This window comes from Amycolatopsis roodepoortensis (genome assembly GCF_014873915.1).
GTDB lineage: Bacteria > Actinomycetota > Actinomycetes > Mycobacteriales > Pseudonocardiaceae > Amycolatopsis > Amycolatopsis roodepoortensis.
The window spans coordinates 2,635,806-2,660,921 of sequence record NZ_JADBEJ010000005.1 but is presented as its reverse complement, the minus strand read 5'-3'; the positions used below and the strand labels follow the sequence as shown (position 1 = coordinate 2,660,921).

The window sequence follows — 25,116 nt, the reverse complement described above, 5'->3', positions numbered from 1 at the left end:
AGCGGCCGTTCGGGTGCCGGAGCCACGGGAAATGCCGGAATGCGGCAAGGTCGGTGACTTCTCGTGGTGGCCGCTCACTCGGTCGTGAAGCCGTGCTCTCCGACCGGTGACGCGCCTTTCCGGCGCGTGGCGGAAATTGTTTCGAGTGCTGAGAAATTGGGCCGAGCCGGTGATGATCGGCCGAGCGTCGTCCGCCGCTGGTATGAATTGATTCAACCGGTCTTTTCCGCTCGTGGAAGCGTGAACTAGTTTCGGCAGTCTCCGCCTGGAAGGACTCGAATGGGTATTTACCTGACCGGCATCGCCTGGGTCGTCGGCGCGGCCGCCCTCGCGGGCTTCGTCGGCTACCTCGTCCGCAGGTTCGGCTGGGACGAGGGACGCCCCGACAACAACGACGCCGCCGGCCAGGTGTTCACCATCGTCGGCGGGCTGCACGCCGTCCTGGTCGCGTTCATCCTGATCTCGCTCTTCGACTCCGCGACCGCGGCTCGCGAGGGCTCGTACCACGAGGCGGACAGCCTGGTCGCCGCCGTCTGGGCCGCCGATTCGCTGGGGACCGAGGTCAAGGACGAGGTGCGGAAGCTGAGCGCGGAGTACATCACCACGGTCGAAAAGAAGGAGTGGCCGCTGATGGCCGGGGGCGAGACGAGCCTCCCCGATCTCGGCTGGACACAGCTCGACATGTTGCGCAAGGCGGTGGACAAGGCCCCGTCGGACGACGACTGGCTCCGTGAACGCAAGACCGAGGCGAACACGCAGCTCTGGCAGGTCTACGAGGCCCGGCAGGAGCGGCTCAACGCGGTCGTGGGCGGCCGGGTCGGCGGCGTCGTGTGGTTCGCCCTCATTCTCGGCAGCCTGATCTCGGCGCTGCTGCCCAACCTGTTCGGCGGTACCCGGCTGGCCGCGCATCTCGTGATCGTGTCCACGCTGGCAGGCACGGTCACCTTGCTGCTGTTCGCGATCTACCAGCTGCAGAACCCGTTCGGCGGCGGGGTGCGGATCCCGCCGGACGCGTTCACCGCCGCGCTGGCGAGGATCTCTTGAGCCGGTGAGCACAGTGGACCGGCTGACGCGGGCGGCGGCGACGGTGGCCGTCGCCGGTCTGGTGGGCGCGTCGGCACTGCTGACCCCGATGGTCGCGCGCGCCGCCGAATCCTGCCTGGTGGTGCAGGCGGAGACCGGCTCGCACGGGAAGTCGAAGCTGCGCTGGCTCGACGCCGGATCGGGGACCACTTCGCGGGTGACCGAGCCGGACTACCGGCTCAACGCGCTCGGTTACTCCGCGACGCGGAACTTCGTCTTCGGTGTCGCGGAGGGGCTCGGCAGGGGCGCGCACGCGGTGACGATCGACCGTGCGGGCAAGACCCAGGATCTCGGCCCGATCACCCGTGCGGGGAACCGGCTGCCGGTGTGGAGCCCCGTAGCCGGGGTGACCGCCGGCGCGATCGGCGGGAATTCCTGGTACCTGCTCAGGAACGGCACACTGTACACAGTGGACCTGTCGCCGGGAGACCGGTACCTGCGGATCGTCAGGACGGTGTTCCTGCGGCCGATCACGCTCGCCCACGACGTCAACGATTTCGCTTACCACAACGGATTGCTCTATGGCGTGTCCACCACCTGGCGCGGAAAGGGCGCCGTGATCACCATCGATCCGGTGTCCGGCAAGGTCCGCGAAGCCGAAGACGCGCGTTTCCCGCCCGCCGACGTCTACGGCTCCGTCGTCCTCGGCCGCGACGGTGCCCTGTACGCCATGGCGAACCGGATCGGCGGGCGCAGCGTTCTCTACCGTCTCGACCGAAGCGGGCAGGTGACCGTGGTGCGTTCGGGTGCGCCGCTGGCGGGTTCGGACGCCGCAGGCTGCCTCACCGCGCCCGAACCGCCCAAGCCTGAGCCGCCTAAGCCCGAGCCACCCAAGCCGACGCCCACGCCATCTCCGACACCCACGCCGAGTCCGACGCCTTCCTCCACTCGGACTCCGACGCCGTCCCAGAGCCCGTCCTCGACGCCTTCGCCCAGTCCGTCTTCGTCACCGAGTCCTTCGCCGACGCCGTCGTCGAGCCCGGCGCCCGCGCCTCAGGTGGTCCCGCCGCCCGCACCCGCGCCGAAGCCGTCTCGTTCGGCCGCGCCCCGGGAACGGAAGGAGGCGGCGGAGACCGATTCCCACGCCCGCACGAAGGAGAAGCGGCGGTGGGGATTGACCGCGCTGGTGCTGATCCTCGGCGGCGGCGCGGCGGCGGGTGCCGTCCGGCGGGGCCGGTGAGTCAGTACTTGAACTGGTCCACGTTCTCGCGGGTGATGAGCAGCGGGTCGCCGAGGAGCACGGTCTTCGTGTCCTCCTCGTACTTGATCGCGGGGAGTTCGAGGTTGACCTTGTTCGACGGGCTGAGCCGTTTGCCCTCGGCGATCTGCTTGCCCGCCCACGCGGTGAGGTAGCCGAGCGATTCGACGTTCCACAGCACCGACAGCGACGCGGAACCGTCCAGCAGGTACGGCTTGATCGCCTGCGGCGTCCCGACGCCGACGGTGAAGACCCGGCCGATCTTCTGCTGCGACCGCACCGCCTCGGCGACCCCGGGCGCGGACGTCGTGCACTCGCCGACCAGACCGGTGAGGTCCGGGTACTTGGCCATCAGCCCCTTGGCCAGGGCGGTGGCGTTGTCCTTGTCCTCGCCGGCGTAGACCGTCTCGACGAGCTGCGCATGGGGGTACTCCGTAGCCGTATAGGTCCGCTGGACGGCGATCCACGCGTTGAGGTTCTCGGCGGTCTCGCCGCAGGAGACGATCGCGTACTTGCCCGCGTTCCCCATCTTCTTCATCAGTGCGTCGGTGAGCGCCTTGCCGATACCCTCCGGGGTCGCCTGGTTGACGAAGAGCTCGCGATCGGTGCCGGGCGCGTCGGTGTCCGAAGTGATCACATGGACGCCCTTGGCCCGCGCCTCGGTGATCGCGGGGGCGATCGTCCTCGGATCGTTCGGCGCGATCGCGATGACGTCCACCTGCTGTTCGACGAGGCCGCGCACGATGGAGACCTGCGCCGCGGGGTCCACCGTGGCCGGACCGGTCGAGGCCCATTCGACCCCGAGCTGTTTGGCCGCGGCCTGTCCGCCGGTGTTCATCGCCTCGAAGTACGGGATGCCCGCGACCTTCGGCACGAACACGATCCGGATCGGCTTCGCCGCCGTCTCCGCGGGTTCTCCACCACCGCAGCCGGTCAGCCCGAACACCATGCCCCAAGCGAGCACAGTGGCAACGACGAGCGTCTTCGTCGGCCCTCGCATCTCCACCCCATAGTCACGGAACTACCTGAACCAGCCGATCGGTCTACGCGCGGTGGAGACCTCCGGCGAAACTAGGGGTCCCCGGTTACCCCGGTCAACCGGATGAGCGCAAAGGGTTACGGAAGTGAGTTCATCGACCTGGGCTGATTACCGGGTCGGCCTACGGGGTTGACGCTGAGCGATCACGAGACGGGGATCACTGCGCCGTTTATACGGGTGGGGGGTATGGTTTCCCGCATGAACGAGACACGTCCTGGAGCAAGCTGGTCGATGGCGGCGTCGGCGACCCTGCACTGCCTCACCGGCTGTGCGATCGGTGAGGTCCTCGGCATGGTGATCGGCACGGCGCTCGGCCTCGGCAACGTGGCGACGATCATCCTCGCGGTGGCGCTCGCCTTCGTCTTCGGTTACGCGCTGACCATGCGCGGCGTGCTGAAGTCGGGCCTGCCGTTCGGCGCCGCGCTCAAGGTGGCGCTGGCGGCCGACACCGTGTCGATCGCGGTCATGGAGATCGTCGACAACGGGATCATGCTGGTGGTGCCCGGTGCGATGGAGGCCGGGCTCGCGAGCCTGCTGTTCTGGGGCGCGCTGGCGTTCGCGCTGGCCGTCGCGTTCGTGCTGACGGTGCCGGTGAACAAGTGGATGATCGGGCGCGGGCTGGGGCACGCGAAGGTCCACGCGCACCACGGCGGGCACGGTGGTCATGGTGACCACAGTGGTCACGAAGGCCACGAAGGCCACCACGCGCACTGAGCGCTGCCACCAGGTGGGTTGCGAAAGCCACTTTCACAACGTTGAAGGTTGCGAAAGTGGCTTTCGCAACGCCACGAAGGCCGGCTCAGACGCTCGACAGGTCGATCGCCTTGTCGATCTCCTTCGGCATCAGCACCCGCAGAAGACCCTCCAGCAGGTAGTAATCGGCGTAGGGCAACGAGACCTCGACCCCGTCCTCGGCCCGGCGGTTGCGCGTCCCGCGCGCCACGATCGCCTCGGCGCGGGTCGACTTCGTGGTCAGGCAGGTGTCGCACAACGCGGTCAGGATCCGGATCGCCGCCTCGCGGTAGTGCGGCCGGTTCGCGGCCTTCGCCAGGTCGAGCAGGCCGCACGCCATCACCGCACCGGCCGAGGAATCCTTGACGTCGTGAGGCGCCTGCGGGGCGAGGTAATCCCACACCGGAACGTTGTCCGGGGTGAGGGCGCGCAGCGCGAAGTCGGCCAGGCGTTGAGCCGTCCGCAGGAACAGCGGGTCGCCGGAACGCCGGTACATCGTGGTGAACCCGTAGATCCCCCAGGCCTGTCCACGCGACCAGCAGGACGTCGGGCTGTAACCCTGCACGGTGTTCGGCCCGATTTCGGCGCCCGTTTCGGGATCGAAGTCGAATACGTGCGGCGTCGAGCCGTCCGGGCGCAGGAAGACCCGTTCGGTGGTCTTCGCGTGGGAGATGGCGATGTCGAGGTACTTCCGGTCACCGGTCTGCTTGCTCGCGAAGGTCAGCAGATCCAGGTTCATCATCGTGTCGATGATGACCCGGCCGGCGTTGCCCGGCGTGCCGAGCGCGCCCCACGCCCGGATGAACCTCCCCTTTTCGTTGTAGCGCTGGATGAGCGACGCGGCGGCGTTGAGCGCGCCGGTGCGCCATTTCTCGTCGCCGGTGAGCCGCCAGCCGGTCACCCACGACGGATAGAACAGGAATCCGAGGTCGTGGTCCCGTGTCTCGTGCTGGCGCGGCGCGAGCTTTTCCGCCGACGCCATGGCGAGAGTGCGGAATTGCGGATCGCCGCTGTGGAGGGAGGCGAGCCACAAGGTTCCCGGCCAGAATCCGCCGATCCACCCGCCGTTCTGCGAATAGGTCCATTTCTCGAACCGGGTGATCTCCGGAAAGGCCGTCACGCCGGGTGCGACCGCCCGCAATTTCGTCACCGCGTAATCGGCCGTTCGGCGGAAAGTCCTTAGGCTGTCGGTGGTTTCCCCGGCCGCTGCGGCGGCCGGGGTGATCGACGTCGCCGCGACGGCGGCACCGGCCGCGGTGGTCAACAGGGTTCGCCGGGAAACGCTCACAATGCCCGCCATTCGTCAGTGGGAAATGCGTCACGGGAGTTTCGCATGACGATGACGGGATTGTGAAGGCCGTTCATGGTTGTGAATAAAGGGCTCACTCAGCGGGACGGATGTTCGCGTTGTGCCGGAACACGTTGTCCGGGTCGTACCTTGCCTTGATGGCGGCCAGCCGTGCGTACTTCTCCGCGCCGAACGCCGTGCGCACCCGGTCTTCGTCGTATTCGTTCATGAAGTTCAGATAGCCGCCGTAGTTGTTGGAATGCGGCAGGAGTTCCTCCCACAGTGTCCGTGCCCAGACGCGGTCGGCGGCCAGGAGTTCCGGCGTCGGGGCCGTGGCCGCCATCCCGACGACGAACCCGGGCGTCCGCGGCCCGCCGAACGCGGTCGCGTCTTCGCGCACCGTCGAGAACGTGTCCTGCAGCGGCACGATCGGCAGCACGGTCGTCGGCGACGCCTTGTCCGGCAGGCGCGCGGCGATCACGTCGATGACCTTTTCGGACAGCGAGGCGACGTACAGCGACTTCTCGTAGGCGAGGATTCCCCGTGGCGCGGTCGGGTCGAGCAGCTTCTGCAGCTGCGCGTACGGCATCGGCGTGACGAGTTCGAAGGCCGGGGGCAGGCCGCCGCGGATCCGCTCGACCAGCCGGGCGTGCCGTTCGGGACCGTCGAAGCCGGCGACGACGAGCGCGAGACCCGGCGCGAGGTGAAGCTCCGGCGGGACGAAGGGCGCGGGTGGCGCGTTGAGCCCGACGAGCATGGAACCGGTGCCCGACGGCAGGGACGCGATCACGTCCTTCGCGAAACGCATCGCCTCGGGCGCGTCGGCCAGCGTCCAGAAGAAGAGCCCGACTTCGGCGAGGCCGACGCGGTGCAGCCGGAACTCGAATTCCGTGACCACGCCGAAGTTCCCGCCCCCGCCGCGCAGCGCCCAGAAGAGATCCGGGTGCTCCGCCTCGGAAGCCCGCAGGATCCGGCCGTCGGCCGTCACGACCTCCGCCGAGAGCAGATTGTCGATAGTGAGCCCGTGTTTCGCGGTCAGCCAGCCGAAACCACCGCCGAGGGTGAGGCCGCCGACGCCGGTGTCGCTCACCGTGCCGCCGACCGTCGCGAGCCCGTGCCGCTGCGTCGCCTCGTCGACGTCGGCCCAGAGCGCCCCGCCACCGACCAGCGCGGTGCGGGTGCCCGGATCGACGGTGATCCGGCGCAGCCCGCCGAGGTCGATCACCAGACCGTCGTCGGCGACGGCGGAACCGCTGAAGCTGTGCCCGCCGCCGCGCACGGTGATCTCGAGTCCCTTGTCGCGGCCGAAGGCCAGCGCGGTGACGACGTCCTCGCGCGTGGCGCATTCGGCGACCACCGCCGGGCGCCGGTCGATGTCGCCGTTCCACACGGCGCGGGCGGCGTCGTAACCGGGATCGGCGGCGGTGACCACCGTGCCGGACAGTTTTTCGCGCAGCGTGGTCGTTTCGGGCGGATTCATGCGGACCCCCTCAGGTCTTGGCTACCGCACGGTCTCTGAGCGGCAGGCAACGCCCAAGGTCCGTCCGCGTGGGCGAAAGGGCGGACGAAAGGGCGAAGGCCCGGCGTTATGGGGTACGCCGGGCCTTCGCGATCAGGAGTGCGTCACGCGCACTTGGGCGCCACCGGCAGGTCCGAGCCGGTCTGCACGTAGGTGTCGGAGACGTAGTGCCCCGGGCCGATCCGGTCCCAGACGTTGCTGGTGCCGAACTTGCCGGTGACGGTCTCGCCCTCGACGTAGCACTCGATGTTGACCTTCGCGTAGTTCGCCGCGAGGCCCTTGATCGCCGCGGTGGTGCTGGCCGAGGCCCGGACGTTCATCGGGTCGCCCGCGGTGCTGATGACGCCGGTCGGACCGGAGCCGGTCCACAGGTAGGAGACGTTGACCCAGCCGTTGTCGGTCATCTTGAGGCCGTCCCAGAAGGTGCCGTCCGCGAGGTCGATGCCGGCCGGGTTGGCCACCCGGCGACCGAACTCGTCCTTGCCGCCGTTGTAGCCGTCCTGGTACGCCGCCTGCGCCTCGGGCTTGCCCTGCGGCAGGTTCTTCCACATCTGGCGGGTGGCCGACGGGTTCCAGTAGTCGTCCTTGGTGTTCCACGGGCCGACGTCCCACACCGGCGCGTACTCGCACCGGCTGTTGTCGGTGCGGCAGACGCGGACGGTGTAGTTGCCGGTGTTCTTCGGCGCGAGGCCGCGGCCCGAGGGGAGGGCGACGAAGTGGTCGCGGGACTTGATCACGTGGCCGTTGGCGGTGGTGCCGCCGACGAGGCCTTCGCGGGTGCCGTAGACCTTGTACGTCAGCGCGGCGGCGGCCGCGCCGATCGCGTTGGTCTGCGGGCCGAGCTCACCCTGGAGGGTGACGTCGCTGACCTTCGCGGTCACGCCGTCGGTCACCGTGCGCAGTCCGATGCGGACCTGGACCGTGGAGACCGAAGCGGACAGCTGGGCGGCGCCGCCCTCGGTGGGCGTCCACTCCGTCCAGTCCTGGGAGTTGAGCTTGCCCCGGACGTCGACCTCGACCTCGGTGCCCTTCGGCGCGTCGGCGGTCACCTGGGCGGTGACGCGGTTGACCGGCTTCCCGAGCTTCTGCTCGGCGAGCAGCAGGTAGCCCTGGCTGCCGACGGAGTCGGGTTTTCTGTGCCAGGCGGCGTTTTCCAGGCTGAGCACGCCGCCGTCGCTGCGGACGTTGACGTCGTCACCGTCCACAGTGGACAGATCGGCGCGCCAGCTGCCTTCGGGCGCCGCGTTCGCGGGGCTGGCGGCCAAGGCGGTGACCGCCCCCACGGCCAGCACGGCCGCCATCACCCGGCGGGCCTTAACGGTCCGGACCATTCCGGTCTCCCTTCGAGCACTCTCGGTTGCTACGAAGGGAGCTTCGCCGGGGCCTGTACACGATCGATACAAAAGCGAGTCGGCGCCTGATCGCGCTGGGTGAACCCTCAGGCGCTCGCTGAGTCGTCGTACGACGCTTCGGCAGCCTCCTGCAGGCGCGAGGCGAGCGCGGATTCCTGTGGGCGCGCGGAGAGTTCCCGCCACAACGCCAGTGCGCGCTCGGAATACGTCCGCGACCGCTCGGGCTGGCTCAGCGCCTCGTGCAGTTCCCCGAGCAACTGCGACACCTCGGCCTCGGACCGGCGGTCCCCGTTGCGCCGGTGCACGCTCAGCGAATTGACCAGCAGCAGCTGCGCGTGGGCCAGGTCTCCGCTGTGCAGATACAGCTCGCCGAGATTCTGGTTCGCGTAGCCGACGCAGTGGTCGTCACCGAGTTCGTTGAAGATCGCGATGGCCCGGTCGACCCGCTCCCGCGCGCCCGCGAGATTGCCCTGGTGCTGACGCAGCATGGCGAGCCGTTTCAGCGCGTGCGCCTCGCGGTGCCGGTCGCCGATCCGGGCGGACTGCTCCAGCGCCTCGGTGAACCAGCGTTCCGCGTCGTCGAACCGGCGCCGCGCCAGCCACACCGCGCCGATCGCGATCCGCGCGACGGCCTCGCCGTGCGGGTCACCGGCCGCCGAGAACTGGTCGAGCGCCGCGTGACAGTGCTCCAGCGCGACGGTGTCCTCGCCCTTGATCCGCAGCACGGTGCCGAGACCGGCCAGCGCGATCGCCGCGCCCCGCGTGTCGCCGATCTTGTCGAACAGCAGTTGCGACTGCTCGAACGCGACCAAGGCCTCGGCGTAGCTGTCCTGGTACAGCTGGATCTGCCCGAGGTTGCGCTGGATGATCGCCTCGCCGCGGACCTCGCCGGACCGGCGGGCGGCGGCCAGCGCGACGGCGTGCGTGTGCATCCAGTCGTCCTGGTGACCGCGCTGGTCGAAGTACGGCGCCAGCGCGGCGGCGAGACGCCAGGCCAGCGAGTCGAAGCCCAGATCGGCGGCGAGCGAGACGGCGGCGACACAGGTGTGCCGCTCGGCGGCGAACCACGCGGCCGGATCCTCGATCAGATGCGCGGTGCCCGGCGGCAGCGCGGGCTGGACGGCCGTGTCGTCCCGGTAGAGCCCGAAGAAATGGATGGGCATCCGGTCCGCGGCTTCGACCGCGAGCGCGAGATAGCCCTCCAGTACCCGTTTCGTGGCGTCGCGCGCCTTCAGCGGGACGTCCTGCGCCCGGAGTTCGAGGGCGTAACACCGCAACAGGTCGTGCAGGCGGTAGCGCGGCTCGCCGGTGGCGTCCGAGCCGCTGAGCTCGACCAGATGAGCGTCCACCAGCACGTCGAGGACGTCTTCACCGTGCGTGCGGCCGAGCAGGGCCGCGACCACCCAGCCGGGGAACTGGACCGAACCCAGCCCGCCGAGGCCGCGGAACGCGGTCGCCGCCGACATCGGCAGGAGGTCGTAGCTGAGCGTGACACTGGCCCGCACGGCGAGATCGCCGACGCGGAGTTCGTCCAATCTTCGTCTTTCGTCGCGCAGCCGGTCGGCCAGTACGCGCAACGTCCAGCCCGGCCGGTGGGTCAGCTTCGCCCCGGCGACCCGGATCGCCAGCGGCAGATATCCGCAGTGGCGCAGGATCGCGGTCGCGCACTCCGGCTCCGCCGCGACCCTTTCGGTGCCGACGATGCCTTCGAGCAGCGTCGCGGCCTCGGCTTCGGGCAGCAGGTCGACGTCGACCGGGGTGGCGCCGGCCAGATCCGGCATCCGGACCCGGCTGGTGATCAGCATCGCGCAGGAACCCGCGCCGGGCAGCAGCGGGCGGACCTGCGCCGCGCTGCCGGCGTCGTCGAGGACGACGCACATCCGCAGGGTCGCGAGCCGGGACCGCAGCAATGCCGCGCGCTCGGGGAGATCACGCGGCAGCCCCGCGTCGGGCACGCCCAGCGCGCGGAGCAACTCGGCGAGCACGGTCATCGGGGGACGGGGCGAGGACGACGTCCCGGCCAGGTCGACGTGCAGCTGACCGTCCGGGAAGTCGTCACGGACCGCGTGCGCCACCCGGATCGCGACGGAGGATTTGCCGATCCCCGGCGCCCCCGAGAGCACCGCGATCGCGGGCTTTCCCTGGGTACGACGCTCGTGGAAGAGGCCGACGAGTGCGCTGACCACCTCGTCGCGGCCGGTGAAGTCCGGCAGGTCCAGCGGCAGCTGGCAGACCGGTGTCATCGGCACGGTGAGGGCGGCGGCCACCGCGTCCTGGGTCGCGGAGGGGGTGAGGACCAGTGAGGCCCGCAGTTCCCGCAGCCGCGGGCCCGGCTCGGTGCCGAGCTCCTCCGCGAGCACCTTTTCGGCCGTTTCGTAGGCCTCGATCGCGTCGGCCGTGCGGCCGTCGGCCCGCAGCGCGACGATCAGCTGCTGCCAGAGCTCTTCGCGCAGGGGGTGTTCGGTGACCAGGCCACGCAGCTCGGCGACGGCCTCGGCGGTCCGGCCGAGTTCGATCCTCGCGCGCAGCCGCTGTTCCTGGACCGCGAGCCGCAATTCCGTCAGCCGGGCGACGGTCGCGCCCCAGCCGTGGTCGTGGGGGAGGCCTTCGAGAACTTCCCCGCGCCACAGCGCTTCCGCTTGATCCAGCAGGTCGAGGGCGGATTCGGCTTCCCCGTGGCCGAGCGCGTCCTGCGCGCGGGCGGCCAATTCGCCGAAGCGGATGTGGTCGATCTCGTCGGGGGCGGCCTTGAGGATGTAGCCGGACGCCCGGCTTCCGATGCGCTCCCCGAGTTCCGGGTCGTGGTCGGCGAGGCGTTTGCGGAGCGAATGGACGTAGGTGCGGATGTTCGCCGCCGCCGAACGGGGCGCCGACGAAGGCCACAGGACCTCGATCAGCAGTTCGGTGGAGACGACGACGTTGGGCTGGAGCAGGAGAGCGGCCAGCAGCAGCCGGGGTTTGGGCCCGCCGAGCGGCACCACCTGCCCGTCCACCGCCACTTCGAGCGGACCGAGAACGCGAAACCCGAGAATAGTCACCTAAACCGCCAATACGGCAGGAGCCCCATATCCGCCGATAATATTGCCGTCCCGCCATGGTTGGCTAGATCCATTCGCATGCATGTGCAGACAGCGGCCCGCGTTTGTACGTGATGTGTACGACGCCGGTCGACGCTGCGGTCATGAAGCGTTCAAGTGTCCGGCGGCTCGCCGGTTTCTTTCTCGTGCTGGTGACGGCGGGCGCCTTGGGCCTCGCCGGAGCCACTCCCGCGCTGGCCGCGGCCACCGGGACCGTGAAGACGGCGGGTGATCCGCTGAACGTCCGCCGCGCCCCGAGCACCTCCGCGACCGCGGTGCGCACGGTGGCCAACGGCGCCACGGTGACCATCGACTGCCAGACGATCGGGACCTCGGTCACCGGTCCGCTGGGGACCACGACGTTGTGGGACTACGTCCCCGCGCTCGGCGGCTACATCTCGGACAGCTACGTCTACACCGGCTCCGACCAGCGGATCGCACCCGACTGCGGGGTCGGTTCCGGCAGCGCCGAATGCTCCACCGGCGTCTGCGCGGGGGAGGGGCAGTTCCGCTCGTCGGACGCGCATTTCCTGGTCTACGACCGGAACGCCGACGGCAAGTCCGCCGTGGTCGCGTACTGGCTGAAGGGCGGCGCCGGCCCGTTCTACGTCTGGGCCTCCGGCGGCAACGGCACCCACGTCGACAAGGCCGTGCCGGTCGCGAAGGGATCGTGGGTCTATTACAAGGTCTGCGTCGCCGACGCCGCCGCCAATCCGGCGCTCGAAGCCTGTAGTGGCGGCATCACCGATTACGCCGCGTGAAATCCCTCCCCGTTCTTTCCCCACTTCGAAAGGTTGAATTTTCATGGGCCAGGTGAATCGGCGGGCGGTACTCCTCGGTGGGGCCGCGGCGGTTTCGGCGGCGGCGCTGTCGTCGACGGTGCCTTCGTGGGCGAACGCGAGAACGCTGGCGGCGGCGCCCGCCATCCACGACCCGTTCCAGCTCGGGGTCGCGTCGGGTGATCCGTTGCCGGACAGCGTCGTGCTGTGGACGCGGCTCGCTCCCGCCCCGCTGAACCCCGACGGTTTCGGCGGTATGCCGGACGCTTCGTACACAGTGGACTGGGAGATCGCCAACGACCAGGCGTTCGCCTCGGTCGTACAGAAGGGGACCGTGACCGCGGCCCGCGCTTCCGGGCACAGCGTCCACATCGAACCGGTCGGACTGGAGCCGGGACGGGAATACTTCTACCGGTTCAAGACCAGCGGCTACATCTCGCCCGTCGGCCGGACGCGGACGGCGCCCGCCGCCGGTGCCGCGGTGAACCAGCTGAAGTACTGCTTCTCCTCCTGCCAGCACTGGGAGGAAGGCTGGTACCACTCGTACAAGGGCATGCTCGCCGACAACCCGGATCTGGTGCTGTTCCTCGGCGACTACATGTACGAGCGGAAGTCCGGCCGTGCCGCCGCCGACCGGAATCCGCGCCGGCTGGCCTTCACCGAGGACGTGACGACGCTCGCCCAGTACCGCGCGCGGCACGCCCAGCACAAGACCGACGCCGACCTCCAGAACGCGCACGCGATGGCGCCGTGGGTCGTGGTCTTCGACGACCACGAGGTGATGAACAACTGGAACGGCACCACCAGCCCGGCCACCGCGGAGCGCAAGGCCGCCGGTTTCCAGGCGTTCTACGAGAACATGCCGATCCGGTCCACCGCGAAGCCGAGCGGCGCGTCGATCCGCCTGTACCGGCAGTTCGGCTGGGGCAACCTCGCCCGGTTCCACATGCTCGACACGCGCCAGTACCGCAACGCGCAGGTGACCGATCCGTCCGGTACGACGGGCCCGTCGTGCACCGACATGCGCTCGACGTCGCGCAGCATCCTCGGCACGACGCAGGAGGCTTGGCTGCTGAAGGCGCTGGAGACGCATCCGGCGAAGTGGGATTTCCTGGGCCAGCAGGTCTTCTTCGCCACTCGTGACGGCGACGGCAACAAGGCGACCTGTGAGAGCCCCGATTCCTGGCAGGGTTACGAGGCTTCGCGCGACCGGATCGCGAAGGGCATCGTGGACCGCAAGGTGCCGAACCCGATCGTGCTGACCGGCGACGTCCACCGGCACTGGGCGGCCGACCTGCGCCGCGACTACTTCAACCACAGCGACCCGGTGTTCGGTTCGGAACTGGTGACGACCTCGGTCACGAGCAACAGCGACACCGCGACCGATCCGTCGTCGACGTGGCTGTCGCACAACCCGCATATCAAGTACTGCCGGGGAAAGCGCGGTTATGTCCGGGTGACGGCGTCGCAAACGCAGATGCGGGCGGACTTCATGACCGTTTCGGACACCAGCGAGTACGACTTCTCGAAGGTGGTCCTTGCCGCGGACCGTTCGTACGTCGTCGAAGCGGGGAAGCCGGGGCTGCAGCGGGTCTAGTGACTGGGGAGGGTCGCGAAAGCCACTTTCGGGACGTCAGGTGTCCCGAAAGTGGGGCGGATTCATGGGGTCGTTGCAACATCCTTCGTGAGCTGGGAGTTGTGGTGGCTGGTGGGTTGGTGTTGCCGCGTGTGGTGCGGGTGCGGTTCTGGGATGCGGTGCGGGCGGGGTGTCTGCCTAAGCCTGCCGCCCGTTTGGTGGATGTGTCGCACGAGACCGGGCGGCGGTGGTTCGCGCAGGCTGGCGGGGTGATCGGGAACGCACCTGGCTCGTTGGGTGAGCGCTATCTGAGTGTGGCTGAGCGGGAGGAGATTTCTCGTGGTCTGTCCGGGGGTCTGTCGTATCGGGAGATCGCTCGGCAGCTGGGCAGGGCCCCGTCGACGATCAGCCGGGAGGTGACGAACAATGGTGGCCGGGGCGGGTATCGAGCGCATCGGGCGGAGTCGGCGGCGCGGGATCGGGCCCGGCGGCCGAAGACCGCGAAGCTGGCCGAGGCCGGTAATCGCGAGTTGCGGGATCATGTGCAGGCGCGGTTGCTGCAGGAGTGGTCTCCGGGGCAGATCACAGCCAGGCTGGCGATGGAGTTCCCCGACCGGCCGGAGATGCGAGTGTCACACGAGACGATCTACCAGTCCTTGTATGTGCAGAGCCGGGGAGCGCTGCGCCGCGAGCTCACCGCGTGTTTGCGGACAGGACGGGCACTGCGCCGCCCGCGCAAGCAAGCACAGGCACGACGGTCGCGGATCCCTGATCTCGTCGAGATCAGCGAACGGCCGGCCGAAGCCGAGGACCGGGCAGTCCCGGGGCATTGGGAAGGCGACCTGATCACCGGTGCCGGTAACAAGTCCGCGATCGGCACCCTCGTGGAACGCTCCACTCGGTTCGTCATACTGCTGCACCTGCCCCACGGCCACGACGCGATCCAGGTCCGGGACGCGATGATCGACGCGATCCAGACCCTCCCGCACCAGTTGCGGCGGTCACTGACCTGGGACCGGGGCAACGAGATGGCCCGTCACGCCGACATCACCCTCGCCACCGACCTGGCCATCTACTTCTGCGACCCGCACTCCCCATGGCAACGCGGGACGAACGAGAACACCAACGGCCTGCTTCGCCAGTACTTCCCCAAAGGGACCAACCTGCACCAGCACACCGCAGAACACCTCACCGCAGTCGCCGCACGACTCAACAGCCGCCCCCGCAAAACACTGGACTGGCACACCCCACTCGAAAAACTCACCACGCTACTGTCCTAAACAGAGCACGTTGCGACCACCGCATGAATCCGCCTGGCTTTCGCGACACCCCGGGGGGCGGCGGCACGAGGACGGCGAGAGCTGCGTTGCGAAAGCCACTTTCGCAACGTGCCGGGTGACCTGAGTCAGGACAGCAGATCCACCAGCGCGTCACCGCGAGGAGTCCGGGCAACGAGCACCACCTGGCCCTCGCGGTGCCGCTGGATCAACCCCGCCGAGACGAGCTGTTCGCAGTGGTAGGTCGCCGTGCTCGCGGCGCAGGACAGCAGATTCGCGATCTCGCCCATCCGCGCGGGCTTTCCCAGGTGCCGCAACAGTTTCGCGCGGTGGGCGCCGACGACCAGGTCGAGCCCGTCGACGCCGGGGGCCGGTTCGGCCTTGCCACTGTCGAGCAGGCCGTCGAGCCCCGGCAGCGGGTAGCCGATCCAGACGGCGTCCTCTTCGTCGAAGTTGGACACCACCGAGCGGCTGCCCGCGAGCATCGGGACCAGGATCAGTTTGCGGCCGCGGACGGCGTACTTCGCCGGCTCGGCGTCGGGCAGCAGCAGACAGCCGTTGCTGAACCGGAAATGCGGCCGCAGCAGACCGAGCACCGCGTCGGTCCCGCCACGGACGGAGGCGACGCCGATCCGTTCGATTTCGCGGTCGAGCAGGGGACGGGCCTTGGCCCAGAGGTTTTCGGTCGCCAGCCTGGTCGCGGTGAAGGCGTCCGCGAGCGAGGCGGCCCAGCGTCTCGGATGGTCGGCGGCCTGCCGCCACTGCGCGGGCACCCGGTCGCCGAAGACCTCTTCCAGGCCTTTCAGGACGTCCGATTCCGTCAGCTCCCGCAGCATTTCCGCCTGAGCCGCGGCGGAGGAGTCCTCACCGGGACTGATCGGGACGATGAAGTCCGGCTGCACCGAGGTGCCGCGGCGGGCGAGTGAGCTCGCCGCGCGGTAGCCCTGCTCGGGGATCGCCGAACCCACCTGACGACGCCAGGCGGTGGGCAGGCCGCGGTCGTACCCGCCGACGACCTCGACGAGCATCGAAACCAGTGAGATGTGCGGGGAAACCGTCACACCGACCGGGATCGTGCTGGTGTCACCGAGTTCGAGCCGGGTATAAGAAGCCGGGGGCGGCGTCTCGCGCATCCGGTCGTCCCTCCTGGGAGTGGGCGTCGCAGCACGCGATGTTAGCGCCTCGGGTCAATACCCGGAATCCGCCCGCAAAACGACCGAAGGGCGCTTTCCCCAGGTCGGAAGCGGGAAAAGCGCCCTTCGGCCGTTGCGGCGTCCTCAGCGGGCGAGTTGCTCATTCATGATGAGGAACGCGCCGAGACCGTGGAAATCGTTGGTGTTGCGTTTACGCGCGTAGTAATACGCCGTGTCCCCGACGTTCGTGCCTTCGGAGATGTTCGAGATGTCGGTCGTTCCGTCGGGTCCGGTCGAAACCTGGGACAACACGCCGCGATACCCCTTCGCGGCCACGGGCCGGTACTCGGGGCCGACGTAGCCGCGTTCCACCGCGCGGGAGAGCAGGAAGGTGTACATCGCCGAAGCCGAGGTCTCCAGCCAGTTGTCCTTGTCGCCGCCCCGGTCGACGACCTGGAACCAGCGGCCCGAAGCCCGGTCCTGCCAGCGGGCGTACCCCGCGGCGAGGAATTTCACGACGTCGACGAGACGACGGCGTCGCGGATGGTCGCGGGGGAGGATTTCGAGTAGGTCGATCGCCGTCATCCCGAGCCAGCCGATCGCGCGGCCCCAGTGGAATTTCGAATGCCGTCCGGGACCCGACGCCCACGGTTCCGAGCCGTCTTCGTCGTAGGCGTGGTAGAGCAGGCCCTTCGCGGGCTCCTTGAGCCGGTCGAAGTAGACACTGACGTTCTTCGCGGCCTCTTCGTAGCAGTAGGCGGCATCACCGAACGTCTTGCCGTACAGGGCGAGGAACGGCTGCGCCATGTACACGCCGTCCGCCCAAAGCTGTCCGACCCGGCTCGTGGCGTGGAACATCCCGCCGTCGGACGTCCGGGGATAGGACGGGAACCTGGCGCGCAACTGGTCCGCGGCGGTCTTGTACTTCGCCTGTCCGGTTTCGGTGTACAGCAAGGGGAACATCTGCCCGGAGCGCATCGCGTCCAGATTGGTGAAGTTGTTGGAAATCCCGCTTTCGGTGACGAATCTGTCGTACCAGGCGAGGATGAAATCGAGGTAGGACTTCTCGCCGGTGCGTTTGTACACCAGGTACTGGCCGTAGAGGTAGAGCCCGCGGGTGTAGCCCCAGCCGCCGAGGGTGGCCGGGGTGTGCCGCTTCATCGTCGAGTCGACGACGGCGCGCGACCAATCCACCGGCGCCGCGCCGGCCACGCCGGGCAGGGCGAGCGCGCCGACGGCGCCCGCGGTTCCCGCCAGTACCGTGCGCCGGGAAAGCCGTGCCGCGCGAAGAGGATCTGGGGACATTCGAGGCCCTTCCTGCGCCGGGGAACCGGGGGAGTGAGTGGCCGGGATGCCGATCCGCCGTCCGTCGCCATCCCGGCTGAACAACGTCTACCCGCGGCTTCGACGGCGAGTCAAGAGAGATCCGATCTCTTACGTCATATATCAGATACGCCACTCGAATGGGCGCTCCCGGTCGCCGGGACGGTCCCGATGGGCGGTACTCACCGGGCGAGCGTCCGCTCGCCTACGATCGGTGCGTGAACGAGCTGACCTTCCGCGGGCGCCGCGTCGCCCGGGACCGCGCCCTGGTCATGGCGATCGTCAACCGCACCCCCGACTCCTTCTACGACAGGGGGGCGACTTTCTCGGATCCGGACGCGCTCGCCGCCGTCGACCGGGCGGTGGCCGACGGCGCGGACATCGTCGACATCGGCGGGGTCAAGGCGGGCCCCGGCGCGGAGGTCGACGTCGAGGAAGAGATCCGACGGGTGGTGCCGTTCGTCGAACGGATCCGCGAACTGCACCCCGGCCTGGTGATCAGCGTCGACACGTGGCGCCACGAGGTGGGCAGGCGCGCGGCGGAGGCGGGCGCGGACCTGATCAACGACACCTGGGCGGGAGCCGATCCGAAACTGGCCGAGGTCGCCGCCGAGTTCGGCACCGGCTACGTCTGCTCGCACACCGGGAACGCCGTCCCGCGGACCCGCCCGTTCCGGGTGCGCTATCCGGACGTCGTCGCGGACGTCGTCGCGGAGACCACGGCGCACGCCGAAGCCGTCGTCGCGCTCGGCGTCCCGCGTGAAGGGGTGCTGATCGATCCGACGCACGACTTCGGCAAGAACACGTGGCACAGCCTGGCGCTGCTGCGGCACGCGCGAGAACTGGCCGACACCGGCTGGCCGGTGCTGATGGCACTGTCCAATAAGGACTTCGTCGGCGAGACCCTCGGCGTCGAGCTCGCGGAACGGGTCGACGGCACCCTCGCCGCGACGGCCTGGGCGGTGGCCGAGGGGGCCAAGGTGTTCCGGGTGCACGAGGTGCGGCGCACCCGTCAGGTACTGGAGATGGTCGCGTCCATCCAGGGGACGCGGCCGCCGTCACGCGCCATCCGCGGGCTGGCCTAGCCGTCCAAGGGGATGACGGCCGAAACCGTGGTGCCCGAACCGGGCTCGCTCGCGACGGTCAGTTCGCCGCCGAGCGCGCGGACCCGGTCACGGAGGCCGTGCAGCCCCGAGCCGCCGCCGAGGTCGGCCGTGCCGGTGCCGTCGTCGTGGACGTCCACCCGCAGGCCGTCGTCCTCGACGCGGATGCACACGCGGACCTCCCCCGCCCGCGCGTGTTTCAAGGCGTTGGTGACCGCCTCCGAGACGACGAAATACGCCGTCGCCTCGACGGCACCGCTGAGCCGCGGCACGTCCGCGCCCGCGAGGTCGACCGCGAGCGGGACCCGGTCCAGCAGCGACCGGACCGCGGGGATCAGACCCGCCTCGGTGAGGATCGCGGGGCGGAGCCCGCGCGCGAGTTCACGCAGTTCGGTGACCGTGGCCTGCAGTTCGTCGATGGTGCTCCGCAGCAGTGTCGCGACGGCGGGGGTGAGTTCGTCCCCGAGCCGGCGCTCCGCCATCCGCAGCAGCAGGACGACGCTGACCAGGCGTTGCTGCGCGCCGTCGTGCAGGTCCCGCTCGACCCGCCGCCGTTCGTCGTCGGCGGCGGCCACGATGCGGGCGCGGGAGGCCTGGACCTCGACGAGGCGCTCCTCCAGTTCCGCGGCGAGCCGCTGGTTGTCCAGCACCAGCCCGGCGGCCGCGTTGAGCGCGTCGATCGACCGGCTGTCCTTCCACACCTCGTCGTCCTGCACGAGCGCGGCCAGCCCGGTGCCGTCGCGTTCCAGCAGGAGCCGGATCATCTCCGCGTTGCCGACCCGCGCCCGCAGCACCCCGATCAGGAACGTCAGCGGCCACAGGCAGAACGAGATCCGGTAGACGTCCAGCAGGGGTTCGGCGAGCGGGTGCCCGGAACCGAGCGCGCTGCCGATCGTGGTGCTCACCGCGCCGGCCACGGCGATCGCGAGGACGGGGGAGAGCAGCCGCCGCTGCGGAATCCGCCCGGTGAGCCAACGGTAGAGCAGCACCACCACGACCCCGCCACCGATCAGCGCGCCGACCAGTTCCAGCAGCCGTTTGACCAGCTGTTCGGCCTCCGGCGAGGCGGCGACGGCAGCGAGGTTCTGCGGATCGTCGTTGACCAGCAGGCCGAGGACGGCCGACCCGAACACCACGGCGTACGCGGAGAGGGCGAGCACCCGTTCCCAGCGCGACCGGAGTCTCCCGTGCGGGAAGGCGAGCACGAGATGCGCGATCACCGGGCTGGACGCGGCCGACAGGGCGAGGCCGGCCGTGTGGACCAGCGGTTCGTCGGCGAATTGCAGGTCCTCGGTGAACAACGCGAGCCCGGCCAGCGCGATGAGCAGGCCGATGGGGTTCGAGGCGCGGCGCACGTGCGCGACGGCGCCGGCGAGGAGGAAGAGGAACCCCGTCGTCGTGGACAGGGTGGTGTCGAGCACGGTGTGCGTGCCGTCGGCGATCTTGAGCGTCGACGCGACGACGCCCATCCCGATCCCGGCGGTCAGCACGCCCGCCATCGCGACGGTACGAGGGTGCGTCACCACTAAGCGTGATTCGCCCGTTCGGCCCGATCCGTTACACCGGTCCTGAAATGTGGACCAGGAGTTCCGCCTGGTGTCAAGGATTCTCAGCATCTTTCCCGTCATTCGGATGGCGATGCAGGCATGTGGGTGGACATGCGACTCTCGCGCCACCACCCGAGCCGAGTCGTACCCTCCGAAAGGCGACCTTCCGTGCGCACCCACCACAGAACCCGCTTGCTGGCCGCGGCTTTCGCCGCCTTGACCTTGGCCGGCGGGATCACGGGGTGTTCGCGTGCCGATCGGGGCACCGAAGTGGAGCAGAAGAGCCAGGGAGCCGCGGCCGAGGTGCGCGTCGGGTACTTCCCGAACGTGACGCACGCGCCCGCGCTGATCGGGGCCAAGAACGGCTTCTTCGCCAAGGAGCTCGGCTCGACGAAGCTCACCACCCAGACCTTCAACGCCGGCCCCGAAGAGGTCAACGCGCTGCTCGGCAACTCTCTCGACATCGCGTTCATCGGCTCCGGCCCGGCCATCAACGCCTTCACCAAGTCCAAGGGCGCCATCCAGCTGGTCTCCGGCGCGGTCACCGGCGGCGCGCAACTGGTCGTGAAGCCCGAGATCACCGCGCCCGAGCAGCTCACCGGCAAGAACATCGCGACGCCGTCGCTGGCGAACACCCAGGACGTCGCGCTCAAGAAGTTCATCGCCGAAAAGAAGCTGCCCGACGTCAAGATCACCAACCTCGACAACCCGAAGACCTTCGACGCCTTCAAGAAGGGCGAGCTCGACGGCGGCTGGCTGCCGGAGCCGTGGTCCTCGCGGCTCGTGCTGGACGCGGGCGCGAAGGTCCTGCTGGACGAGAAGACGCTGTGGCCGGAAGGCAAGTTCCCGACCACGGTCGTGATCGTCCGCAGCGAGTTCCTGCAGCAGCACCCGGAGACCGTCACCGCCATCCTCAAGGGTGAACTCGCCGCCATCGAGTGGGCGAAGGCCAACCCCGCCGAGGCGAAGAAGGTCGTCAATGGCGAGCTCAAGGCGCTCGCGGGCAGCACGATCAGCGAGGCCGTTCTCGATCGCGCGTTCTCCGGTATCGAACTCGGCATCGACCCGGTGGCTTCGACCTTCAGCCAGCTCGCGCAGGACTCGGTGACCGCGGGCGTGGTGAAGTCCGCGGTGGACCTCAAGGGGTTCGCCGATTTCGGCCCGCTCAACGCCGTGCTCAAAGAGCAGGGCAAGCCCGGCGTGGACGCGCCCGGGCTGACGAAGTGACCGGAGGGGATCAGCGATGACGACCACCTTGGAGCCCGGCCTGTCCACCGGTGTCGCCGTGCGCCTCGACGGGGTGCGGAAGGCTTTCGGGCCGACCGGCCGCGCCGTCGTGGCCCTCGACGGGATGGACCTGACGGTCGCCCCCGGCGAGTTCGTCTGTCTCCTCGGCGCCTCGGGCTGCGGCAAGAGCACCCTGCTGAACCTGGTCGCCGGTCTCGACCGGCCGACGTCGGGCTCGATCACCCTGGAGACCTCCCGGCCGGCGGTCATGTTCCAGGAGGCCGCACTGATGCCGTGGCTGACCGCTGCCCGCAACGTCGAACTGCCGCTGCGCCTCGCCGGTTTCGGCCGGGCCGAGCGCCGGGCGAAGGCGGCCGAACTGCTCGAACTCGTCCGCCTCGGCGGCGCGGGCGACAAGCGGCCGCACGAGCTGTCCGGCGGGATGCGGCAGCGCGTCGCGCTCGCCAGGGCGCTGGCCGCGACCCTGCGCGTCGGCGGCGACCCGGAGCAGTCGCTGCTGCTGATGGACGAGCCGTTCGCCGCGCTCGACGCCATCACCCGCGACGTCCTTCAGGGTGAACTGCTGCGCGTCTACCGCAGCACCGGCACGTCGGTGCTGTTCGTGACCCACGACGTCCGCGAGGCCGTCCGGCTCGGCCAGCGGGTCGTGCTGCTTTCGTCGCGGCCGGGCCGGGTCGTGCGGGAATGGCGCGACGTCCAGGCATCCGACGCCGAGGAGCTGACGCTGGAGATCACCGGTCACCTCCGGGAGGTGATCAGTACCCATGCCGCGGCTTGACCGCCCTGAAACCGCGGCGGCAGACGCCGACGAGGCCGTCGGCGCGGGGCTCGACTCGCTCGACACCCCCACCGGGGAGCGCCGGGAAAGCCGGGGCAAGCGGTTCCTGCGCGGCTTCGTGCCGCCGGTGGTCTTCCTGGCGTTGCTGGTCGCGCTGTGGCAGGCGTTGTGGGCCGCCGCGTTCTGGCCGGAAGCCATGCTGCCTGCCCCGCTCGCGGTGTGGGACGAACTCGTCGGCATCACCGTCGACGGTGAGATCTTCGAGTTCGTGTGGACGTCGGTGCACCGCGCGGCGCTGGGCTTCCTGATCGGCGTGGTCATCGGCACCCCGCTCGGGCTGCTCGTGGCGAAGGTCCGGGTCGTCCGGGCCGCGGTCGGGCCGTTCCTGACCGGGCTGCAGAGCCTTCCCTCGGTGGCCTGGGTACCTGCGGCGATCCTGTGGTTCGGGCTGAACGACGCGTCGATCTACTTCGTGGTCCTGCTGGGCTCGGTTCCTTCGATCGCGAACGGCCTGGTCGCCGGAATCGACCAGATCCCGCCGATACTGCCGCGGGTGGGCCAGGTGATGGGCGCGAGCAGGCTGTCGTCGGCGCGGCATATCCTGCTGCCCGCCGCGCTGCCCGGATTCCTCGCCGGGCTCAAGCAGGGATGGGCGTTCTCGTGGCGTTCGCTGATGGCGGCCGAGCTGATCGCGCTGTCGCCGGCGCTCGGCAAGGGACTCGGTGCGTACCTGCACGAAGGCTCGTCGTTCAACAGCATGGAGGCCGTGATGTCGGCCATCTTCCTGATCCTGCTCGTCGGCGTCGGTATCGAGCTGGTGGTGTTCCGTCCGCTGGAACGTTCGGTCCTGCGTGCGCGTGGTCTCACCGCGTCCCTTTAGGACTTTGGTCAGGCTAGCCTTACCCGCATGTCCGTTACTGGGGTGCGGGTCAAGGCGACCCTGACCGCGCTGATGATGTCGTTGCTGGTGGCCGGTTGTGGTTCTTCGCGATCGGCCGACGAGAGCCTGGTGCCGCCGGAGTCCCGGGGCACCTTCCCGGTGACCGTCGAGCACAAATACGGGTCGGCGACGGTCGAGAAGCAGCCTTCGAGGATCGTCACGCTGGGCCTGTCCGACCACGACGCCGTGCTGGCGCTCGGGATCCGGCCGGTCGGCGCCGTCGACTGGTTCAAGGAGCGTCCGTACGGGAAGTGGCCGTGGACCCAGGCTCGCTGGGGTGACAAGCAGCCGGAGGTCGTCGGCGAACGGGACGACTTCAACTTCGAGAAGATCGCCGCGCTGAAGCCGGACCTGATCCTCGCCCAGTACAGCGGGATGAAGAAGGAGCAGTACGACAAGCTCTCGCAGCTCGCGCCGGTGGTCGCGCAGCCGCCGAAGTACGAGGACTACGCGGCGCCGTGGCAGGAGATGACCCGGATGGTCGGCCGCGCGCTGGGGCTCCCGCAGAAGGCCGAAGACCTGATCGCCGACATCGACCGGCGGTTCGCGAAGGCGCGGGCCGAGCACCCCGGGTTCGCGAAGCTGACGATGGTCGTCGCCGACACCTTCGAGGCGGGCAAGTTCTCCGCGTTCACCACGACCGACCCGAAGATGATCTTCATGACCGAGCTGGGTTTCCGGCCGTTCGAGCCGGTCAAGGCGCTGAGCAAACCGGAGAACAACGTCGTCGAGGTCTCGTCGGAACGGTTCGACCTCTTCGACGCGGATCGCCTGGTGTGGCTGAACTCAGATCTTGGCGCGGAGGCTCGGATCCGGGCGGATCCGGTGTATCAGCGGCTGAAGGTGTCGGCGAAGAAGCGGGATCTGTTCATCACCTACGAGAACCCGCCGGTCGGGGCCGCGATCTCGTTCAACACCGTGCTGAGCATCCCGTACGCGATCGAGCAGCTGGTGCCGAAGCTGGCGGGCTCCTGAGCGTTCATCTTCTGTGGGTGGCAAACCTACGACACCGTAAGTTACGGTGTCGTAGGTAGGCGTTTTCCGTACCCTGGAAGGACGAGACGCATGGCGGTCCCCGAAACCACCCGGCTGATGCTCGAGCTCGAGGGGACGGTGGAGGAGAACCTCAACCGGCATCTCACGGTCGCCAAGGAATGGATGCCGCACGAGTACGTGCCCTGGGACGAGGGCCGCAACTTCGCCGATCTCGGCGGCGAGGCTTGGGATCCCGAGCAGTCGCGGGTGTCGCCGATCGCGCGGACGTCGTTGGAGGTCAACCTCCTCACCGAGGACAACCTGCCGAGCTACCACCGAGAGATCGAGCGCGCCTTCGGCCGCGACGGCGCGTGGGGCACGTGGGTGCACCGCTGGACCGCCGAAGAGGGCCGCCACGGGATCTGCATCCGCGACTACCTGCTGGTCACGCGCGCGGTGGACCCGGTCGAGCTGGAGCGGATGCGCATGGAGACCATGCAGGCCGGGTACGACAGTGGCGACAAGGAGCTGCTGAACGTCTTCGCGTACGTGTCCTTCCAGGAGCTGGCGACGCGGATTTCGCACCGCAACACCGGGAAGTACACGCAGGATCCGCTGTGCGAGAAGCTGCTCGCGCGGGTCGCGATGGACGAGAACCTGCACATGCTCTTCTACCGGAACCTGGTGCAGGCGTCGCTGGAGCTTTCACCCGACGCGATGATGCGCGCCATCACCGACGAGGTCGTCCAGTTCCAGATGCCGGGGGCGGTGATCCCGAGCTTCGTGCGGAAGGCCGCGCTGATCGCGAAGGCGGGCATCTACGACCTGCGGATCCACCACGACGAGGTGATCTGGCCGTTGCTGCGGCAGTGGAAGATCTTCGAGCTCGAAGGGCTCGGCGAGGTGGGGGAGAAGGCGCGGGACGAACTCGACCAGTTCCTGAAGGCCCTCGACACGCAGGCTTCGCGCTTCGAGGAGCGTCGGGCGGCCGCCGAAGCGCGCGCCGCCGCCCGCCAGGCCTGACCCGCCCTCCTCCACGCGAGTCACTTCCCACCCACGCGAGTCACTTCCCCACCCACGCGAGTTACGCCCTCAATCACGTGAGTTCCGCCTCCAATCACGTGAGTTCCGCCTCCAATCACGTGAGTT

The 25,116-nt window shown here is 69.1% G+C and carries 20 protein-coding genes; 12 read left to right on the top strand and 8 right to left on the bottom strand.

Annotated features, from left to right (window positions below):
* The first annotated feature begins 279 nt into the window (after positions 1-279).
* Entirely contained in the window at positions 280-1,044 is a 765-nt protein-coding gene (locus H4W30_RS31805; protein WP_192746142.1) for a bestrophin-like domain, read from the top strand.
* 4 nt (positions 1,045-1,048) lie between these two features.
* A complete protein-coding gene (locus tag H4W30_RS31800) occupies positions 1,049-2,263 on the top strand; it encodes a DUF6923 family protein (RefSeq protein WP_192746141.1) in 1,215 nt (404 codons plus the stop codon).
* Between the two features lies 1 nt (position 2,264).
* Here the strand turns inward: H4W30_RS31800 and H4W30_RS31795 are convergent, their stop codons facing one another.
* Complete coding sequence (locus H4W30_RS31795; protein ID WP_225949940.1) at positions 2,265-3,281, bottom strand: autoinducer 2 ABC transporter substrate-binding protein; 1,017 nt, start codon at positions 3,279-3,281, stop codon at positions 2,265-2,267.
* Positions 3,282-3,551: 270 nt separating this feature from the next.
* On the opposite strand from H4W30_RS31795, the gene H4W30_RS31790 reads away from it, so the two are divergent.
* Entirely contained in the window at positions 3,552-4,034 is a 483-nt protein-coding gene (locus H4W30_RS31790; RefSeq protein ID WP_192746892.1) for a DUF4396 domain-containing protein, read from the top strand.
* Between the two features lie 85 nt (positions 4,035-4,119).
* Here H4W30_RS31790 and H4W30_RS31785 read toward each other — a convergent pair whose 3' ends face one another.
* From H4W30_RS31785 to H4W30_RS31770, 4 genes are all read right to left on the bottom strand, one after another.
* Complete coding sequence (locus tag H4W30_RS31785) at positions 4,120-5,340, bottom strand: glycoside hydrolase family 88 protein (RefSeq protein ID WP_192746891.1); 1,221 nt, start codon at positions 5,338-5,340, stop codon at positions 4,120-4,122.
* 94 nt (positions 5,341-5,434) lie between these two features.
* Positions 5,435-6,820: an FAD-binding oxidoreductase gene (locus H4W30_RS31780; protein WP_192746139.1), complete on the bottom strand. Its 1,386-nt coding sequence runs from the start codon at positions 6,818-6,820 to the stop codon at positions 5,435-5,437.
* 143 nt (positions 6,821-6,963) lie between these two features.
* Entirely contained in the window at positions 6,964-8,190 is a 1,227-nt protein-coding gene (locus tag H4W30_RS31775) for a hypothetical protein (RefSeq protein WP_192746138.1), read from the bottom strand.
* Positions 8,191-8,297: 107 nt separating this feature from the next.
* Positions 8,298-11,249, bottom strand: coding sequence for an AfsR/SARP family transcriptional regulator (locus tag H4W30_RS31770; protein WP_318780702.1), 2,952 nt, complete (start codon positions 11,247-11,249; stop codon positions 8,298-8,300).
* Between the two features lie 143 nt (positions 11,250-11,392).
* Between H4W30_RS31770 and H4W30_RS31765 the strand changes: the two genes are divergently transcribed.
* The 3 genes from H4W30_RS31765 to H4W30_RS31755 all read left to right on the top strand — a co-directional run bounded on the left by H4W30_RS31765 (position 11,393) and on the right by H4W30_RS31755 (position 14,923).
* Entirely contained in the window at positions 11,393-12,049 is a 657-nt protein-coding gene (locus H4W30_RS31765) for a hypothetical protein (protein WP_192746137.1), read from the top strand.
* A gap of 43 nt (positions 12,050-12,092) precedes the next feature.
* Positions 12,093-13,664, top strand: a complete 1,572-nt coding sequence (locus H4W30_RS31760; protein ID WP_192746136.1) for an alkaline phosphatase D family protein — start codon at positions 12,093-12,095, stop codon at positions 13,662-13,664.
* A gap of 101 nt (positions 13,665-13,765) precedes the next feature.
* The gene (locus H4W30_RS31755; protein WP_404799861.1) at positions 13,766-14,923 is read left to right on the top strand and encodes an IS30 family transposase; all 1,158 of its coding nucleotides are present in this window, start codon (positions 13,766-13,768) and stop codon (positions 14,921-14,923) included.
* A gap of 125 nt (positions 14,924-15,048) precedes the next feature.
* On the opposite strand, the gene H4W30_RS31750 is transcribed toward H4W30_RS31755, so the two are convergent.
* Both H4W30_RS31750 and H4W30_RS31745 read right to left on the bottom strand, forming a co-directional pair.
* A complete protein-coding gene (locus H4W30_RS31750; protein ID WP_192746135.1) occupies positions 15,049-16,053 on the bottom strand; it encodes a winged helix-turn-helix domain-containing protein in 1,005 nt (334 codons plus the stop codon).
* Positions 16,054-16,197: 144 nt separating this feature from the next.
* Positions 16,198-17,358 carry a glycoside hydrolase family 88/105 protein gene (locus H4W30_RS31745; RefSeq protein ID WP_192746134.1) on the bottom strand — a complete coding sequence of 387 codons (1,161 nt, stop codon included), beginning with the start codon at positions 17,356-17,358 and terminating at the stop codon, positions 16,198-16,200.
* Between the two features lie 236 nt (positions 17,359-17,594).
* On the opposite strand from H4W30_RS31745, the gene folP reads away from it, so the two are divergent.
* The gene (gene folP / locus H4W30_RS31740) at positions 17,595-18,461 is read left to right on the top strand and encodes a dihydropteroate synthase (RefSeq protein ID WP_126737369.1); all 867 of its coding nucleotides are present in this window, start codon (positions 17,595-17,597) and stop codon (positions 18,459-18,461) included.
* On the opposite strand, the gene H4W30_RS31735 is transcribed toward folP, so the two are convergent.
* Entirely contained in the window at positions 18,458-19,978 is a 1,521-nt protein-coding gene (locus tag H4W30_RS31735; protein ID WP_192746889.1) for a sensor histidine kinase, read from the bottom strand. The genes folP and H4W30_RS31735 overlap by 4 nt on opposite strands.
* Positions 19,979-20,194: 216 nt before the next feature.
* On the opposite strand from H4W30_RS31735, the gene H4W30_RS31730 reads away from it, so the two are divergent.
* The 5 genes from H4W30_RS31730 (at position 20,195) to H4W30_RS31710 (ending at position 24,990) form a co-directional block, all read left to right on the top strand.
* Positions 20,195-21,253, top strand: a complete 1,059-nt coding sequence (locus H4W30_RS31730) for an ABC transporter substrate-binding protein (RefSeq protein WP_192746133.1) — start codon at positions 20,195-20,197, stop codon at positions 21,251-21,253.
* Between the two features lie 16 nt (positions 21,254-21,269).
* Entirely contained in the window at positions 21,270-22,052 is a 783-nt protein-coding gene (locus tag H4W30_RS31725) for an ABC transporter ATP-binding protein (RefSeq protein ID WP_192746132.1), read from the top strand.
* Positions 22,039-22,932, top strand: a complete 894-nt coding sequence (locus H4W30_RS31720; RefSeq protein ID WP_192746131.1) for an ABC transporter permease — start codon at positions 22,039-22,041, stop codon at positions 22,930-22,932. The genes H4W30_RS31725 and H4W30_RS31720 overlap by 14 nt, the downstream gene beginning before the upstream one ends.
* Before the next feature lie 27 nt (positions 22,933-22,959).
* On the top strand, positions 22,960-23,967 hold the full coding sequence (locus H4W30_RS31715; RefSeq protein ID WP_192746130.1) for an iron-siderophore ABC transporter substrate-binding protein: 1,008 nt from the start codon (positions 22,960-22,962) through the stop codon (positions 23,965-23,967).
* A 90-nt stretch (positions 23,968-24,057) separates the two neighbouring features.
* Positions 24,058-24,990 (top strand): acyl-ACP desaturase, encoded by a 933-nt coding sequence (locus tag H4W30_RS31710; protein ID WP_192746129.1) that lies wholly within the window; start codon positions 24,058-24,060, stop codon positions 24,988-24,990.
* The last annotated feature ends 126 nt before the right edge of the window (positions 24,991-25,116 follow it).